This is a genomic window from Luteimonas sp. A534 (genome assembly GCF_054072805.1).
Window position 1 is genome coordinate 637780 of record NZ_JBSVRR010000002.1, and the last position, 14122, is coordinate 651901.

Annotated in this window: 15 protein-coding genes and 1 pseudogene; 7 read left to right on the forward strand and 9 right to left on the reverse strand. The window is 68.9% G+C overall.

Going from position 1 to position 14122, the window contains the following annotated elements; all coding sequences use genetic code 11:
- The first annotated feature begins 64 nt into the window (after nt 1-64).
- The 6 genes from ACW5F0_RS07635 (at nt 65) to ACW5F0_RS07660 (ending at nt 6985) form a co-directional block, all read left to right on the forward strand.
- Nucleotides 65-2584: a DNA topoisomerase I gene (locus tag ACW5F0_RS07635; protein WP_456999435.1), complete on the forward strand. Its 2520-nt coding sequence runs from the start codon at nt 65-67 to the stop codon at nt 2582-2584.
- A gap of 94 nt (nt 2585-2678) precedes the next feature.
- Entirely contained in the window at nt 2679-3242 is a 564-nt protein-coding gene (locus ACW5F0_RS07640) for a Sua5/YciO/YrdC/YwlC family protein (protein WP_456999436.1), read from the forward strand.
- Nucleotides 3243-3339: 97 nt separating this feature from the next.
- Complete coding sequence (locus ACW5F0_RS07645; RefSeq protein WP_456999438.1) at nt 3340-3987, forward strand: DUF1579 domain-containing protein; 648 nt, start codon at nt 3340-3342, stop codon at nt 3985-3987.
- A 110-nt stretch (nt 3988-4097) separates the two neighbouring features.
- Nucleotides 4098-4841 (forward strand): DUF4124 domain-containing protein, encoded by a 744-nt coding sequence (locus tag ACW5F0_RS07650; protein WP_456999496.1) that lies wholly within the window; start codon nt 4098-4100, stop codon nt 4839-4841.
- Nucleotides 4841-5503, forward strand: coding sequence for a DUF4124 domain-containing protein (locus tag ACW5F0_RS07655; RefSeq protein WP_456965526.1), 663 nt, complete (start codon nt 4841-4843; stop codon nt 5501-5503). The genes ACW5F0_RS07650 and ACW5F0_RS07655 overlap by 1 nt, the downstream gene beginning before the upstream one ends.
- A gap of 210 nt (nt 5504-5713) precedes the next feature.
- Nucleotides 5714-6985: a hypothetical protein gene (locus ACW5F0_RS07660; RefSeq protein ID WP_456999439.1), complete on the forward strand. Its 1272-nt coding sequence runs from the start codon at nt 5714-5716 to the stop codon at nt 6983-6985.
- A gap of 81 nt (nt 6986-7066) precedes the next feature.
- Here the strand turns inward: ACW5F0_RS07660 and ACW5F0_RS07665 are convergent, their stop codons facing one another.
- From ACW5F0_RS07665 to ACW5F0_RS07695, 7 genes are all read right to left on the reverse strand, one after another.
- Entirely contained in the window at nt 7067-7231 is a 165-nt protein-coding gene (locus ACW5F0_RS07665; RefSeq protein WP_456999440.1) for a hypothetical protein, read from the reverse strand.
- A 103-nt stretch (nt 7232-7334) separates the two neighbouring features.
- A complete protein-coding gene (locus ACW5F0_RS07670; RefSeq protein ID WP_456999441.1) occupies nt 7335-8105 on the reverse strand; it encodes an ABC transporter ATP-binding protein in 771 nt (256 codons plus the stop codon).
- Nucleotides 8095-8850: an ABC transporter permease gene (locus ACW5F0_RS07675; RefSeq protein WP_456965523.1), complete on the reverse strand. Its 756-nt coding sequence runs from the start codon at nt 8848-8850 to the stop codon at nt 8095-8097. The genes ACW5F0_RS07670 and ACW5F0_RS07675 overlap by 11 nt, the downstream gene beginning before the upstream one ends.
- On the reverse strand, nt 8847-9302 hold the full coding sequence (locus ACW5F0_RS07680) for a cupredoxin domain-containing protein (RefSeq protein ID WP_456999442.1): 456 nt from the start codon (nt 9300-9302) through the stop codon (nt 8847-8849). Before ACW5F0_RS07680 ends, ACW5F0_RS07675 begins: the two co-directional genes overlap by 4 nt.
- A gap of 37 nt (nt 9303-9339) precedes the next feature.
- The gene (locus ACW5F0_RS07685; RefSeq protein ID WP_456999443.1) at nt 9340-9954 is read right to left on the reverse strand and encodes an SCO family protein; all 615 of its coding nucleotides are present in this window, start codon (nt 9952-9954) and stop codon (nt 9340-9342) included.
- Nucleotides 9951-10979, reverse strand: a complete 1029-nt coding sequence (locus tag ACW5F0_RS07690) for an ABC transporter substrate-binding protein (protein ID WP_456999445.1) — start codon at nt 10977-10979, stop codon at nt 9951-9953. Before ACW5F0_RS07690 ends, ACW5F0_RS07685 begins: the two co-directional genes overlap by 4 nt.
- A gap of 47 nt (nt 10980-11026) precedes the next feature.
- Nucleotides 11027-11581 (reverse strand): DUF6630 family protein, encoded by a 555-nt coding sequence (locus ACW5F0_RS07695; protein ID WP_456999446.1) that lies wholly within the window; start codon nt 11579-11581, stop codon nt 11027-11029.
- A 154-nt stretch (nt 11582-11735) separates the two neighbouring features.
- On the opposite strand from ACW5F0_RS07695, the gene ACW5F0_RS07700 reads away from it, so the two are divergent.
- Nucleotides 11736-13337 carry an SDR family NAD(P)-dependent oxidoreductase gene (locus tag ACW5F0_RS07700; RefSeq protein WP_456965518.1) on the forward strand — a complete coding sequence of 534 codons (1602 nt, stop codon included), beginning with the start codon at nt 11736-11738 and terminating at the stop codon, nt 13335-13337.
- A 6-nt stretch (nt 13338-13343) separates the two neighbouring features.
- On the opposite strand, the gene ACW5F0_RS07705 is transcribed toward ACW5F0_RS07700, so the two are convergent.
- Nucleotides 13344-13631 carry a hypothetical protein gene (locus tag ACW5F0_RS07705; RefSeq protein ID WP_456999448.1) on the reverse strand — a complete coding sequence of 96 codons (288 nt, stop codon included), beginning with the start codon at nt 13629-13631 and terminating at the stop codon, nt 13344-13346.
- Nucleotides 13632-13675: 44 nt separating this feature from the next.
- Nucleotides 13676-14047, reverse strand: a pseudogene (locus tag ACW5F0_RS07710) (endonuclease/exonuclease/phosphatase family protein); the annotation flags it as partial.
- Between the last annotated feature and the right edge of the window lie 75 nt (nt 14048-14122).

Here is a 14122-nt window from a genome sequence, read left to right on the forward strand (position 1 = left end):
GCGTTGCCGTCTACACATACCCCACCAAGGCGCGGCGTCCGCCGTCCCCGGAGCCCCAGCCGCAATGGCCAAGCATCTCCTCATCGTCGAGTCGCCCGCCAAGGCCAAGACGATCAACAAGTACCTCGGCAAGGACTTCCACGTCCTCGCCAGCTACGGCCACGTGCGCGACCTGATCCCCAAGGAGGGTGCGGTCGATCCGGCGGACGGCTTCCGGATGCGCTACGACCTGATCGAAAAGAACGAGAAGCACGTCGAGGCGATCGCCAAGGCGGCCAAGTCCGCCGAAGGCATCTACCTCGCGACCGACCCGGACCGCGAGGGCGAGGCCATCAGCTGGCACATCGCCGAGATCCTGCGCGAGCGCGGCCTGCTCGAGGGCAAGGAGCTGCACCGGGTGGTGTTCACCGAGATCACCCCGCGGGCGATCAAGGAAGCGATGCTGAAGCCGCGCGCGATCGCCGGCGACCTGGTCGACGCCCAGCAGGCGCGGCGCGCGCTGGACTACCTGGTCGGCTTCAACCTGTCGCCGGTGCTGTGGCGCAAGGTGCAGCGCGGGCTGTCCGCCGGCCGCGTGCAGTCGCCGGCGCTGCGCATGATCGTCGAGCGCGAGGAGGAGATCGAAGCCTTCATCGCCCGCGAGTACTGGACCATCGAGGCCGAGTGCGCGCACCCGACACAGGCATTCAGCGCCAAGCTCACCAAGCTCGACGGCAAGAAGTTCGAGCAGTTCACCATCACCGAGGGCGACACCGCCGAGGACGCACGCAGCCGCATCGTGGCCGCGGCACAAGGCGCGCTGCATGTCACCGACGTCGCCAGCAAGGAGCGCAAGCGCCGCCCGGCGCCGCCGTTCACCACGTCCACGCTGCAGCAGGAGGCCTCGCGCAAGCTCGGGTTCACCACGCGCCGCACCATGCAGGTGGCGCAGAAGCTGTACGAAGGCGTGGCCATCGGCGACGAAGGCACCGTCGGCCTGATCAGCTACATGCGTACCGACTCCGTCAGCCTGTCGACCGAGGCGCTGGGCGAGATCCGCGACGTGATCGCGCGTGATTTCGGCACCAGGGCGCTGCCCGACAAGCCGAATTTCTACCAGACCAAGTCGAAGAACGCGCAGGAGGCCCATGAGGCCGTGCGCCCGACCTCGGCGCTGCGCACGCCGGCGCAGGTTGCCCGCTTCCTCTCCGACGACGAGCGTCGCCTGTACGAACTGGTGTGGAAGCGCGCGGTGGCCTCGCAGATGGTGCCGGCGATCCTCAATACCGTGTCGGTGGATCTCGCCGCCGGCAGCGAGCATGGCTTGCGCGCCAGCGGCACCACCGTCGTCGACCCCGGCTTCCTGGCCGTCTACGAAGAAGGCAAGGACAACAAGGGCAAGGACGACGAGGACGAAGGCCGCAAGCTGCCGGCGATGAAGCTGGGCGATCGCATTCCGGTCGATCGCATCCACGCCGACCAGCACTTCACCCAGCCGCCGCCGCGCTTCACCGAAGCGTCGCTGGTGAAGACGCTCGAGGAATACGGCATCGGCCGCCCGTCGACCTACGCCTCGATCATCCAGACCCTGCAGTTCCGCAAGTACGTCGAGATGGAAGGCCGCGCCTTCCGCCCCAGCGACGTCGGCCGCGCGGTGTCCAACTTCCTCAGCGGGCACTTCACCCGCTACGTCGACTACGACTTCACCGCCAAGCTCGAGGACGAGCTCGACGCGGTCAGCCGCGGCGAAGAGGAATGGGTGCCGTTGATGGAGAAGTTCTGGGGCCCGTTCAAGGAACTGGTGGACGAGAAGACCGAGAGCGTCGACCGCAGCCAGGCCACCGGCGCCCGCGAGCTGGGCACGGATCCCAAGTCCGGCAAGCCGGTCAGCGTGCGCCTGGGCCGCTACGGGCCGTACGCGGCGATTGGCAGCACCGCCGAGGACGAAGAAGAGAAGCCGCGTTTCGCGTCGCTGCGTCCCGGCCAGAGCATGCACACCATCACGCTGGAACAGGCCATCGACCTCTTCCGCCTGCCGCGCAAGCTGGGCGAAGACAAGGGTGAGGAAGTCAGCGTGGGCGTCGGCCGCTTCGGGCCGTTCGCCAAGCGTGGCAGCGTGTATGCGTCGCTGAAGAAAGAAGACGATCCGTACACGATCGACCTCGAGCGCGCGGTGTTCCTGATCGAAGAGAAGGAAGAGATCGCGCGCAACCGGATCATCAAGGAATTCGACGGCAGCGACATCCAGGTGCTCAACGGCCGCTATGGCCCATACCTGAGCGACGGCAAGCTCAACGGCAAGATCCCGAAGGATCGCGAGCCCGCGTCGCTGACGCTCGAGGAAGTCATCACGCTGATGGAAGACACCGGCAAGCCGATGCGCAAGGGCTTCGGCAAGAAGGCGGCGGCGAAGAAGGTGCCGGCGAAGAAGGCTGCGGTGAAGAAGGCCGCAACCAAGAAGGCGCCGGCCAAGAAGGCTGCGAAGAAGACAGCCACCAAGAAGACCGCGACCAAGAAGGTCGCCAAGAAGACCGCTGCAAAGAAGGCGCCGGCCAAGAGAACCGTGGCCAGGAAAGCGGAGCTGTCCGACGACGCTCCGTTCTGATCGCGCATCCGGGTCCGGGCGCATGGACGCGGGATAAGCTGTCGGCGCGGGCCGGTCGGTCCGCGCCACGTCGCGCCGTGAGCCCGCTTGCCCGATGAAGCCGTCACCCCACGTTGAAGCCGCCGTCGTCGCCGTCCGCCACGGCGGCGTCATCGCGTATCCGACCGAGGCGGTCTGGGGCCTGGGCTGCGATCCCTTCGATGAGGCCGCAGTCATGCGGCTGCTGTCGCTCAAGCGGCGCGAGGTCGGCAAAGGCCTGATCCTGATCGCCGCCGACGTGGGCCAGCTTGAAGGCCTTGTCGACTGGAAGTCGCTGTCGGACGCGGGGCGTGATGAAGTCCTGGCGTCCTGGCCTGGCCCGCACACCTGGGTCGTGCCTGCGACCGCGCAGGTGCCGCGATGGATCACCGGTGACCATGCCGGGATCGCGGTCCGCGTCAGCGCGCACCCGTTGGTGGTCGAACTCTGTCGCGCCTTCGGCGGCGTGCTGGTGTCGACAAGCGCCAACCCGGCCGGCGCCCCGCCGCCGCGCACGCTGGCGCAGGCCGACGCGGCGCTGTTCGACGCAGTGGATGCGGTGCTGGCCGGAGAGACCGGCGGACTCGACCGCCCGACCCCGATCCGCGACGCCCGCAGCGGCGCCGGGCTGCGCGACTGAGGCCGGGCGACCGGCTGCCGCAGCGCGACATGCGGCGGGGCACGCGCGGGCATACGATCCGACCGCCGGCATCCGCCGGACCAAGGGAGGAGCGCTCATGAACACCGCCACCCGCATCCACGCCCGCCGTTGCCTGGCCATCGCGCTGGCCTGCGCCATGCCGATCGCCCTGGCCGCGGAGCCCGCGCCGCAGACGGGAACCGCCCAGGCCCGGCAGGGAACCATGTCGGCCGAGCAGCAGGCGATGATGGACGCCTGGACAAGGGCCGCGACCCCCGGGGCCGAGCACGCGCAGCTCGCCGAACACTTCGCTGGCAGCTGGGACGTCGCCATGTCGATCTGGATGGAGCCTGACGCGCCACCGGTCAGCCAGCGCGGCACCGCCACCATCAGCCCGGTGCTCGGCGGCCGCCAGCTGCGCCAGGACTTCAAGGGCACGTTCATGGGTGCGCCGTTCGAAGGCACGGGCATGAGCGGCTACGACAACGTCCGCGAGCGCTACACGTCGAGCTGGACCGACAACATGTCGACCTCGCACATGCTCACCGATGGCGACTACGACGAGGCCACCCGCACGTACACGTTTACCGGGGAGATGGCCGACCCGATGCACCCGGGCACCATGATCCCGGTGCGCGAGACCGTCCGTGTCATCGACGCCGATCATCACGTGATGGAGATGTTCGAGCCCAAGGACGGCAAGGAGGTGCGCACGATGCAGCTGGAGTACACGCGGGTGAAATGAGCGTCGTCGGACGCAACCGGCTTTCATCGGCAACAGCTTCAGCGCAAGATGGCCGCGTGCGCCGTGCCCGCTCCATAGTCGCAATCTCCGGTCTCCTGGCTGTCTTGTCCGTGCCGGTGGCCGCGCCGCTCAGTGCGCAGGATGACGTCACCATCTACCGCTGCGTCGACGCGAGCGGCACGGTGAGCATCGGCAACCTGCCCTGCGCCGACGGCGATCGCCAGGAGACACGCAGCATGGCCCGGCCGGTGGACGGCACGCCGGCGCCGGTCATGTCCGCGCCGGCCGCGACACCCGCGTCCGCCAAACCCGAAGTGCGCTACGTGGTCGCCCAGCCGCCGCAGCCGCTGTACGAATGCGTGCGCCCGGACGGCAGCACCTACCAGAGCGACAGCGGTGACGGCGAACCCCGATGGGTGCCGCGGTGGACCGAGGGTTGGCCCGTCGGTGGCATCGGCGCCGGACATCCCGGGCATGGCGGGCGGCCCGGGCGTCCCGGCGGCCGCGGCGACATCGGCAGCCGTGGCCAGACGACCCCTGCAGGGAGTGGCCTGAGCGCACCGCCGGTCAGCCGCATCAGCATTCCACCTGATCCACCTCGTCCCGACCCGGGCAGCGTCGGTCCCCGCCCGCGCCCGCCCCATGGCGGCTACGGTTGGCCGGGCGGCGCCGGCAGCTGGGAGCGCGACGCATGCCACGTGTTGCCCCAGGCCGAGACCTGCTCCCGCCTGCGCGACCGGCGCGAAGACCTCCGCCGCCGCTTCTTCAACGCCCAACAGCGCGAGCGCGATACCCTGCGCATCGAAGAGCGCGGGCTCAACGCCCGCATCGACCGCGACTGCAGGACGTATTGATGCTCCGATCCACCCGATGCCGCCTGGGCCTGGCGGCACTGCTCGCCGCCGCTGCGTTCGCCACCCCCATCGCCGCCACGCCGCAGGTCGTGATCTACCGCTGCACCGACGCCAGCGGTGCGCTCACCGTGCAGAACGACGAACCCTGCCCTGCCGGCAGCCGGCAGGAGCGCAGCGTGGTCCAGCCACCGCCACCCATGCCCGTCTACGTTCCGCAGGCGCCACCACCGCAGGCACCGGTTCCTGAGCCCGAACCCGAGGCCACGCCTGCCGCGCCCGATCGTCCCGACGCCCCACGGCCCGCGCGCATCACCGATGCGGACCGCCTGCCGCCACCACCGATCTTCCGTTGCCACACGCCCGGCAATGATCGCTACATCAGCGAAGACGCCGAGCCCAAGCCGCGCTGCGTCGCGATGCAGACGGTCGGCATCAACGGCGATCCGGCCCTCGCCGCGGGCGCTGCCTGTGAATGGCAGTACGACCGCTGCGAACGCATTCCAGACGGCGAGGCCTGCGACGGCTGGCGCCAGCGCAGCCGGGAGATCGAGTCGAGCTGGCGCTACGCGCGCGGCGACGGCAAGGCGCCACTGCAGGAGGAGTTCGCACGCGTGGCGACGATCCTGTCCGACACCAGCTGCGGCATCCCGGGGCAGCGCTGACGCGCGCATTCCAACGGGGCAGGCGCACCTCCGCCCGGGGCGTGCGGGCCACGAATACGTGCAGACGACACGGCTGCCGGTCCAGGGACCGGTGACGGCCAATGTCCGTTCGCGCCGCCATCGGTCGTCTTAAGGCTTTCATCATGCCCAGCAGGAAAACAAAACATGAGTGAACAGCCGAAGTCGACACGCTGCTTCCGGTTCCGTGCGTTGACCGCGTTGCTGGCGTTGCTGGTAGCCGCGCCCACCGCGCTCGCCAACACCAATAGCAACACTGCGAGTGTGCCGCCCGCGCCCACAGTGACGTCACCCGCGGCCGGCTCGCGGCTGGCGGATCCGTCCAAGGTCACGGTGCGGGGTGGCGCGCCCTCGTTCACCAAGGCAACGGTCACGGTGCGCGTGTTCCATGTCCGCAATGGCAGACGCATCGATGGGGGGCAGCACCTCACCAAGGGAGCCACGGTGTCCAACGGCCAGTGGCAGGCGACCTTTGACCTGCCGAGGATGCAGCGGGGCTGGGAGGATGTGCGCTACGAAATCTCCGCGGTCCTACACTGGGACAGACGACCCGAGCAGCATCACATCATCAAGGACCCATCCGCGGCGACGGTCGTTGAGGTGTTCCCGCAGTCGCAGCCCGAGCCGCTGCCGACCGCGCCGCCGGCACCGGTGATCCAGACACCGACCTCGAGCACGATCCTTCCCGCCGACAAGCAGTTCGTCATCAATGGCACGGGTACGCCGGGCAACCGCGTGCGGGTGGCCACCGAGCTCTTGTACGCCCTGGATACCCGCCCGGGCTATGAGCTCAAGAGCAACAGCGCCAGCACCACGGTCACCGTCGGCAGCAACGGAGCGTGGCAGGCACGGGCAGCAAGCGGCCGGACACGGGACAACTACGTGAACGCCCGGAATCGCATCACGGCGACGGAGATCCATCGGGAAAGCGACTCGCTGGCGTCGAACGCGACCATCCGCGACGTGCCGGTGGAGGTTCCCACCAAGCGCGCGCCGACGCCGCAGGAAGCCGCCAGGGCATCGGTGGATGCGCAGATTCCGGCGGGCGTCACGATGAGCGCGCGTGACGAAGCAAGGATCGCGGAAACCAGGGAGGTGTTGACGCGCCCTGTAGCCACGGTCACCGCGCCTGCAGCAGGCAGCCGCGTCAGCGGCACCATGGAGGTCAGCGGCACGGCGGCACCGGGCAGCAACCTCCGCATCAACGTGAAGCGCACGATCGCCTCGCGCTCGCGACCCGGCGGCAAGCCTGTTCCGCCGCGCAGTGGCGCCGGAGACGACCTGGGCACCTTCACGGCCAAGACGAACGCCGACGGTACCTGGAGGATCAGGGCGGTGACGCTGCCGACCATCCGCGAGATGGAGAACGCTCCCGACGTGGACGTCGTTGTCTCGGTGGTGGAGATCCGCGCCGATGGCAGCAGCGGGACGCCGCACACTGTGAGCGCAAAGCAGGTGCCCTGACGCCAGGGCCGCGCGCTCCTGCACGGGGTTACGCACCCGCTGCAGGAGCGCGCATCGATGGCCCGGATCGGGCGGCGACGCCTAACCCGGCGCCTTCGGATTGCGCATCACCGACTTCAGCCCGGTCTTGATCCTGGCGTGGGCGGTGACACCGGCTGCAACGAACGATGTCTTCCATTCCTCGTACTGTTCGTCGAACTCAGCCAGCTCCTGCGGCGTGAACAGTTCACGCGCGGAGGCGAACATCTCCTTCTCCTCCTCTCCGCGTGATGGTCGATGAACTCCGACAGCACCTTCACCCAACCCGCGAACTTGGGGCTGCCCGCATGAGGCGGACGTCAATGCCCGATCAGGCCCCGTCGCCCTCTTCCCCCGCTGGCACGCCGAGCTCCCGCAGGATCGCCGTCCGCAGCTCCTGCACCTCGGGACTGGTCAGCCTGCGCGGATGCGGCAGGTCCACTTCGAAGGTCGCCTGGATCCGGGTCGGCCGCGGCGACAGCACCAGCACGCGATCGGCAAGATGGATCGCCTCCTCCACGTCGTGCGTGATCAGCAGCGCGGTATGCCGCTCCTGCGCGAGGATCTTCAGCAGTTCGTTGCGCATGCGCAGGCTGGTCAGCGCGTCCAGCGCCGAGAACGGCTCGTCCATGTACAGGACCGCCGGCTTCACCGCGAGCGCGCGCGCGATCTCGACCCGCTTGAGCATGCCGCCCGAAAGCTCATGCGGATAGCTGCCCTCGAATCCTTCCAGGCCGACGATACGTGCGTAGTGGTCCGCGATGGCGGCCTTCTCCACGCCGCCGAGCGCGTCACCCAGCCCGAACATGAGGTTCTGCCGCACCGTCAGCCACGGGAACACGGAGCCGTGCTGCGAGATGAGGATGCCCTGAGGGCCGGGCCGCTGCTGCACGACGCCATCGATCTCGACGTGTCCTTCGTCGGCGGGGATGAAGCCCGCGATCATCCGCATCAAGGTGGACTTGCCGCAGCCCGACGGCCCCACGATCGCGATGAATTCGCCGTCGGCCACCTGCAGGGTGACGTCGTCGACCACCGGCAGCCGGCCGGTGTCGGTCGCGAAGCTTTTCCGCAGGCCGGACACCCGGATCTTAGTGGGCATAGCGCCACCGCACGATCTTCGCTTCTTCCAGCTGGCGCATCAGTCCATCCAGCAGCAGGCCGATCAGGCCGATGATGATCATCGCGGCGATCACCAGGTCGTAGCGGTTGCCGGCGTTGCGCGAATCCATGATCAGGTAGCCCAGGCCGGAACGCAGCGCGATCATCTCCGCCGCGACCACCACCAGCCAGGCCACGCCCAGGCCGATGCGCATGCCGACGATGACCTGCGGCAGCGTCGCCGGGATCACGACCTGGGCGAACAGCTTCCGCCTCGATACGCCAAAGTTTTCGGCGGCGCGCAGGTAGCGCTTCTCGATCGTATGCACGCCGGCGACGGTCTGCAGCACCAGCGGGAACACCGACGAAATGAAGATCAGGTAGATCGGCGACGCGTTGCCGATGCCGAACCACAGGATGGAGATCGGGATCCAGGCAATCGGGGAAATCGGCCGCAGGATCTGGAACAGCGGATTGAGAGCGTCGTGGGCCCCGCGCTTCCAGCCCATCCACAGCCCCAGCGGCACGCCCACGGCGACAGCCAGCGCGAAACCGGCGCCGACGCGGCCGAGCGAAGCGGCGATGTGCCACCACAGGGTGCCGTCGCGCACCAGCTCGAGGGTGCCCGACATCACCTTCCACGGCGTCGGGAAGATCACGCTGTGCGTCCAGGCCACCGTGGCCCACCACGCGGCCAGCAGCAGCACGATGACGACGACGCCGGGCAGCGACTGTCGCAACCTCATGTCGGTTGATGCCTTTGCGTGCCGAGCCGGTCGGCGGCCTGGTGCAGCCGCCAGCGCAGCCGCGCCCAGGGCGTCGCCGGGAACGGGTCGACGATGACGTCCATCTGGCCGCTCGAGTGCGCGGTACAGGCGAACTGGTATTCGGAGGCGCGGTCGAAGGGCAGGCGGAACGTCTGCCCGGGCATCAGCAGCGCCGGCCCGAAGGTCTGCGGCACGGTGTCCCGGTTCTCCAAGCGCAGCACGTCGTTGACGCCAAGGGTGAGCCGGATGCGCTGCGGCAGGATGTCCAGCTCCTCTCCGGCCATCCTGCGTTCCCAGGTGCTCTCGGGAATGATGAAGGCCTTCTCCCGGGTCGGCGGCCCGGCCACCGGCGCGAACGCCGCCCACGCGACGGCCGATGCGAGCACCGCCGCCACGCCCAGCGCCGCGGCCCGTCGCACGCCGCGGCTCATGGCGACACCCCGGCGCGCGGGGCCGGTGGCGGACGCGTCATTCGGCAAGCAGCGCGCGAATGTCGTGGACGAAGTCCCCCGCCGGGCGGCCGTACGGCATCATCCCGCGCAGCAGGCCCTCGCGATCGACGAGGTACACCGAAGACGAATGGCCGACCGTGTAGCTGTCGCCCACGACCTGGCGCTGGGCCATGACGCCGTAGCGCGCCCGCACGGCGGCCAGCTGCGCCGGGGTGCCGGTACCGCCGACGAAACCGGGATCGAAGGCGCGCAGATAGCCACGCATGCGCTCCGCGTCGTCACGCTCCGGGTCGACGGTGACGAAGACCACCTGCACGTCCTTCCCCTGCGGCCCAAGCCGCTTCCTGGCCTGCGCCAGCACGGCAAGCGTGGTCGGGCAGACCTCCGGGCACGCGGTGAACCCGAAGGCGATGAGCACAACGCGGCCGCGGTAGTCCGCAAGCGAAAGCGTGCCGCCGTTCGAGGCCGCCAGGTCGAGTCCGGGCGCCGCGGCGGGCGGCTCGAACGCGCCGGCCTTGAGCACCGCGGCATCGGCCGCGCCGGCGAATGCCGTGCACGCCAGCGCGACGATCGCCGCGCAGCCGAGCATGGGCTTCCGCAGCCACTTCGACAGATCGCCCACGCGGCTCATACCTCGATCGCCACCGGGCGCGTGGCCCGTGAAAAGCTTTCGTCCATGTACGTCTCATAGGCGATCGGATGCTTGATGGTGCCGGCTTCGATTGACAACTGCATCAACTCTTCGAATTCACTGCGGATCATGCGCAGGTCGCCATAGGTCACCCGGTCGGTCGGATTCTCCATCACGAAGCGGATGATGGACGGGTCCTGGTTGAAGTACTCGCGTCGCGCGGCGATCTCCACCGCCTTCTCGCGATTCGCCTGGTCCTGGTCGAGCCAGACACCCGCCGCCTGGACGTAGTCCACCAGCTCCTGCACCAGCGGCCGGTTCGACTCGATCAGCTCTTCGCGCACCGCCAGCACGCAGCAGATGTAGTTGCGCCATTCGTCGCGCGTCATGCGCAGCGGGCGTCCGTAGCCTGCATGCTGCGCGGCGGCGCCGAAGGGCTCCCCCGTGCAATAGGCATCGACCGCGTCCGCGTACAGCGCAGCGGGCATGTCCGGCGGCGGCATCTCGACGATGCGGATGTCGTCGGGCGTCATCCCCTCCTGTTCGAGCATCTTGCGCAGGAACAGGAAATCCACGGCAAAACGGCTGGGAATGGCGATCTGCTTGCCGGCAAGCTCCCGGAACGTGCGGTACGGGGAGTCCGTGCGCACCATGATCACCGCGCCCGAGCGGTGCCCGAGCGACACGATCTTCACCGGGATGTTGCTGTCGGCCAGGTCCATCACCAGCGGCGCCAGCATGTAGGCGGCCTGGATCCGCCCGGTCATCAGTGACTCCTTGACCTCCGGCCAGCCGCTGAACTTGCTGAACTCGATCGCGGTCCGCGGCATGCCGGACGCCTGCATTGCCTTCGCGTGCGCCACGCAGGCGACCGGCAGGGTGAGGTTGCAGGTCACCGGCAGTCCGCCGACCACCAGGGCGTCTGACGATCCGCCATCGGCGCACGACGCCAGCACGCCGGGCACGGCCGCGGCCATCATGGCCTTGAGCACCTGGCGGCGCTGGAACTGGAGCGCATTCGTCATCGAAGGCCGTTCGGGCGGGGGCGTAGCGGATTGTAGCGGGCGGCCCGCTAGGCCTGGCCGCCGGTGCGCAGGGTGATGCCCAGCTCCGGCGCGATCACGCGCATGGCTTCGTCGTCGCGGCTCAGGGTGATCCAGCCCGCGATGGTGTCGGTGCCGGTGTCCCAGGTCCAAAGGGTGTAGCCGTAGGCGCGCAGGGCGTCATGGGCGACCTTGAGCAGGTCGTGGACGCTGGCCTCGTCCAGGAACTCGTCGTCGGTGGGATCGTCGACGCCCCAGTCGAGCTCGAGGTTCCAGCGCGCGACAAGCTCGGTGATGCTTTCGATGAACGCGGCGGCGTCATCGTCATGGACCTGGAAGCCGGACGTCCAGTCGATGATGTCCTTCAGCACCCAGGCCGGCTCGAACTCTTCGTCGCCGGCATCCACGGTGGCCTCGCGGTAGGCATCGAACTGCCGCAGCGCGGTCTCCTCGTCACCGGGATTGATGCGCAGCAGGAGCTGCCAGACCAGTGCCTCGGTGCCGGCCTCTTCCTCGATCGCGGATTCCGGATCCATGCCGCTGAAGTTGTCGTCGGGGTCGAATTCAGAGTCTGGGGTGTGCATGTCGGCGTGGTCGGCGGCTGGGGTGCACAGGATACGGCGCGGCGGTGCAGGCGCAGGTGCAGATGGCCGCCCCGGCGTCCGTCCGCGGGCGCCCACACGGTGCCCGGCGCCGGGCGCGCTGTCGCTCGCGGCCCCAAGCCCTCAAACTATGTGGATGACCACGCCTCCCCCGGCCGCCCCTGCGGCCCGCCCCGACCTGTCCGGCGATTGCTTCGAGCAGCGCCTGAAGCAGGCCACCGACACCCTTGAAGCCGTCGCGGCCGACCATGCGCTGCTCGCCGACCTCGACGACGCCACGCGCGAGCGCCTGCACCGCGCCGCGGCCGCGCTTGGCGCGCCGATCGACGCCGTGACCCGTCGCCAGCGCCGCAAGCAGGAGAAGCGCAGCCGCGTGCAGGCCAGGAACGAGCGCGACGACGCGATCCTCGACGCCACCGGCATCCGCACCCTGCGCCGGCAGCCGGTGTTCACCACGCCCAACTATTTCCCGCCCACCGGTTTCACGCCCCACGACCTCGACGCCGACGTGCCGCCGCACCACGAGGCACTCGAGCCGCAGCACTGCTACGTGTGCAAGCAGAAGTACACGCGCATCCACCATTTCTACGACCAGCTCTGCCCCGAGTGCGCGGAGTTCAACTTCGCCAAGCGCACCGAGCTCACCGACCTCACCGGTCGCGTCGCGCTGCTGACCGGCGGCCGGGTCAAGATCGGTTACCAGGCCGGTCTGAAGCTGCTGCGCTGCGGCGCGCGGCTGATCGTGACCACGCGCTTCCCGCGCGACTCCGCCGCGCGTTACGCGCAGGAGCCGGACTTCGCCGACTGGCACGACCGCCTGGAGATCTTCGGCCTCGACCTGCGCCACACGCCGAGCGTGGAAGCGTTCTGCAGCGAGCTGCTCGCCACCCACGACCGCCTCGATTTCATCATCAACAACGCCTGCCAGACGGTGCGCCGCCCGCCGGGCTTCTACACCCACATGATGGCGGCGGAAACCGCGGCCCTGCGCGACGCGCCCGAACACCTGCAGCGCCTGCTCGGCCGCTACGAAGGCCTGCGCGCGGATGCGCTCCTGCCCGAGGGCGACAAGACCGCACTCGCCGGCCGCGACCTGCGCCACGAAGCCGCCGCCGGCCTCACCCGCGCCGCCGAGCTGTCGCAGGTGCCGCTGCTGGCCGAGGAACTGCTTGGCCAGTCGCACCTGTTCCCGGAAGGCAGGCTTGACCAGGACCTGCAGCAGGTCGACCTGCGCGGCCGCAACTCCTGGCGCCTGCTGATGGACGAAGTGCCGTCGGTGGAGCTGCTTGAAGTGCAGCTGGTCAACGCGATCGCGCCGTTCCTGATCAATGCGCGCCTGAAGCCACTGATGCTGCGCACACCGGACGGCAGCGCGCCGACGCGCGACCGCCACATCGTCAACGTGTCGGCAGTCGAGGGGCAGTTCTACCGCAATTTCAAGACCACCCGGCACCCGCACACCAACATGGCCAAGGCCGCGCTCAACATGATGACGCGCACCTCGGCCGCCGATTACCACGGCGACGGCATCCACATGAATTCCGTCGATACCGGCTGGGTGACCGACGAGGATCCGGTGGAGATCGCCGCGCGCAAGACGATCGAGGAGCGCTTCCACCCACCGCTCGACATCGTCGATGGCGCCGCGCGCATCGTCGACCCGATCATCGCCGGGCTGAACACAGGCGAGCATGTCTGGGGACAGTTCCTGAAGGATTACAAGCCGACGGACTGGTAGCAAAACTCAGCTCGCCGGGCGAGCCACGGGCTCCGGCTTCGACGCCGCCTGGTCCGCCGAAGACGCCGGCAGAAGCTGCGTGTACGCGGGCGACATGATCTGTACGCCGTGCTCGTTGAACACGTCCTGGATGCTCGCGTGCAGCGCGGAGTACAGCAACAGCATGCGCAGCGCATCGTCGCAATAGGCATTGACCTCGTAGTTGGCCGCGAAGTCCCCAAGCGATACCTGCAGCACGAAGGGCTTCGGCTCCGCCTTGAGCCCTTCGGTGCGCGCCACCGCCATCAGCAGCATGGCTTCGACTTCGCGCCAAGGCACGTCGTACCCGATGCCCGGTGCGCAGCATGGCGCCGCAGGCGCTGCATCCACTTGAGCTTGTAGTCGAACTTCGGCCCCGGCTGCGGATTGCCGTTGGGCAGGTAGATGCCGGCGACGATGACGCCGTAGATGGCGGCTTCGATGTAGCGGCTCTGCGTATCCCCGGGATCCCCCGGCAGCCCGCGGCGGCTTTCCACCGGCACCGCGCCGCGCGCGAGCAGGGCCGCGCCGTTCCAGGCCCGCTGGCCTTGCCAGATCGCCCCGTAGCCGGCCGCTTCAAGCTCGGCGGCGGGGAAGGCCTCGTCCACCGCCTTCAGCTCCTGCAGGGCGATGATGTCGGGCTGCTTCTTGTCCAGCCACGCCACCAGGTGCGGCAATCGCGCGTGTCGCCCTCTCCCCGCGTGCCCGGGTCCGCGTTCCGAGTATCGCTGGCGCGGATGATGCGGGAGTCAACGAGGCGGGAGGTG

Bases quoted from the DNA above. Each gene is read 5' to 3' on its own strand.
- ACW5F0_RS07635 (WP_456999435.1), top strand. From the start codon at position 65: ATGGCCAAGCATCTCCTCATCGTCGAGTCGCCCGCCAAGGCCAAGACG.
- ACW5F0_RS07640 (WP_456999436.1), top strand. From the start codon at position 2,679: ATGAAGCCGTCACCCCACGTTGAAGCCGCCGTCGTCGCCGTCCGCCAC.
- ACW5F0_RS07645 (WP_456999438.1), top strand. From the start codon at position 3,340: ATGAACACCGCCACCCGCATCCACGCCCGCCGTTGCCTGGCCATCGCG.
- ACW5F0_RS07655 (WP_456965526.1), top strand. From the start codon at position 4,841: ATGCTCCGATCCACCCGATGCCGCCTGGGCCTGGCGGCACTGCTCGCC.
- ACW5F0_RS07665 (WP_456999440.1), bottom strand. From the start codon at position 7,231: ATGTTCGCCTCCGCGCGTGAACTGTTCACGCCGCAGGAGCTGGCTGAG.
- ACW5F0_RS07670 (WP_456999441.1), bottom strand. From the start codon at position 8,105: ATGCCCACTAAGATCCGGGTGTCCGGCCTGCGGAAAAGCTTCGCGACC.
- ACW5F0_RS07675 (WP_456965523.1), bottom strand. From the start codon at position 8,850: ATGAGGTTGCGACAGTCGCTGCCCGGCGTCGTCGTCATCGTGCTGCTG.
- ACW5F0_RS07680 (WP_456999442.1), bottom strand. From the start codon at position 9,302: ATGAGCCGCGGCGTGCGACGGGCCGCGGCGCTGGGCGTGGCGGCGGTG.
- ACW5F0_RS07685 (WP_456999443.1), bottom strand. From the start codon at position 9,954: ATGAGCCGCGTGGGCGATCTGTCGAAGTGGCTGCGGAAGCCCATGCTC.
- ACW5F0_RS07690 (WP_456999445.1), bottom strand. From the start codon at position 10,979: ATGACGAATGCGCTCCAGTTCCAGCGCCGCCAGGTGCTCAAGGCCATG.
- ACW5F0_RS07695 (WP_456999446.1), bottom strand. From the start codon at position 11,581: ATGCACACCCCAGACTCTGAATTCGACCCCGACGACAACTTCAGCGGC.
- ACW5F0_RS07700 (WP_456965518.1), top strand. From the start codon at position 11,736: ATGACCACGCCTCCCCCGGCCGCCCCTGCGGCCCGCCCCGACCTGTCC.
- ACW5F0_RS07705 (WP_456999448.1), bottom strand. From the start codon at position 13,631: ATGCTGCTGATGGCGGTGGCGCGCACCGAAGGGCTCAAGGCGGAGCCG.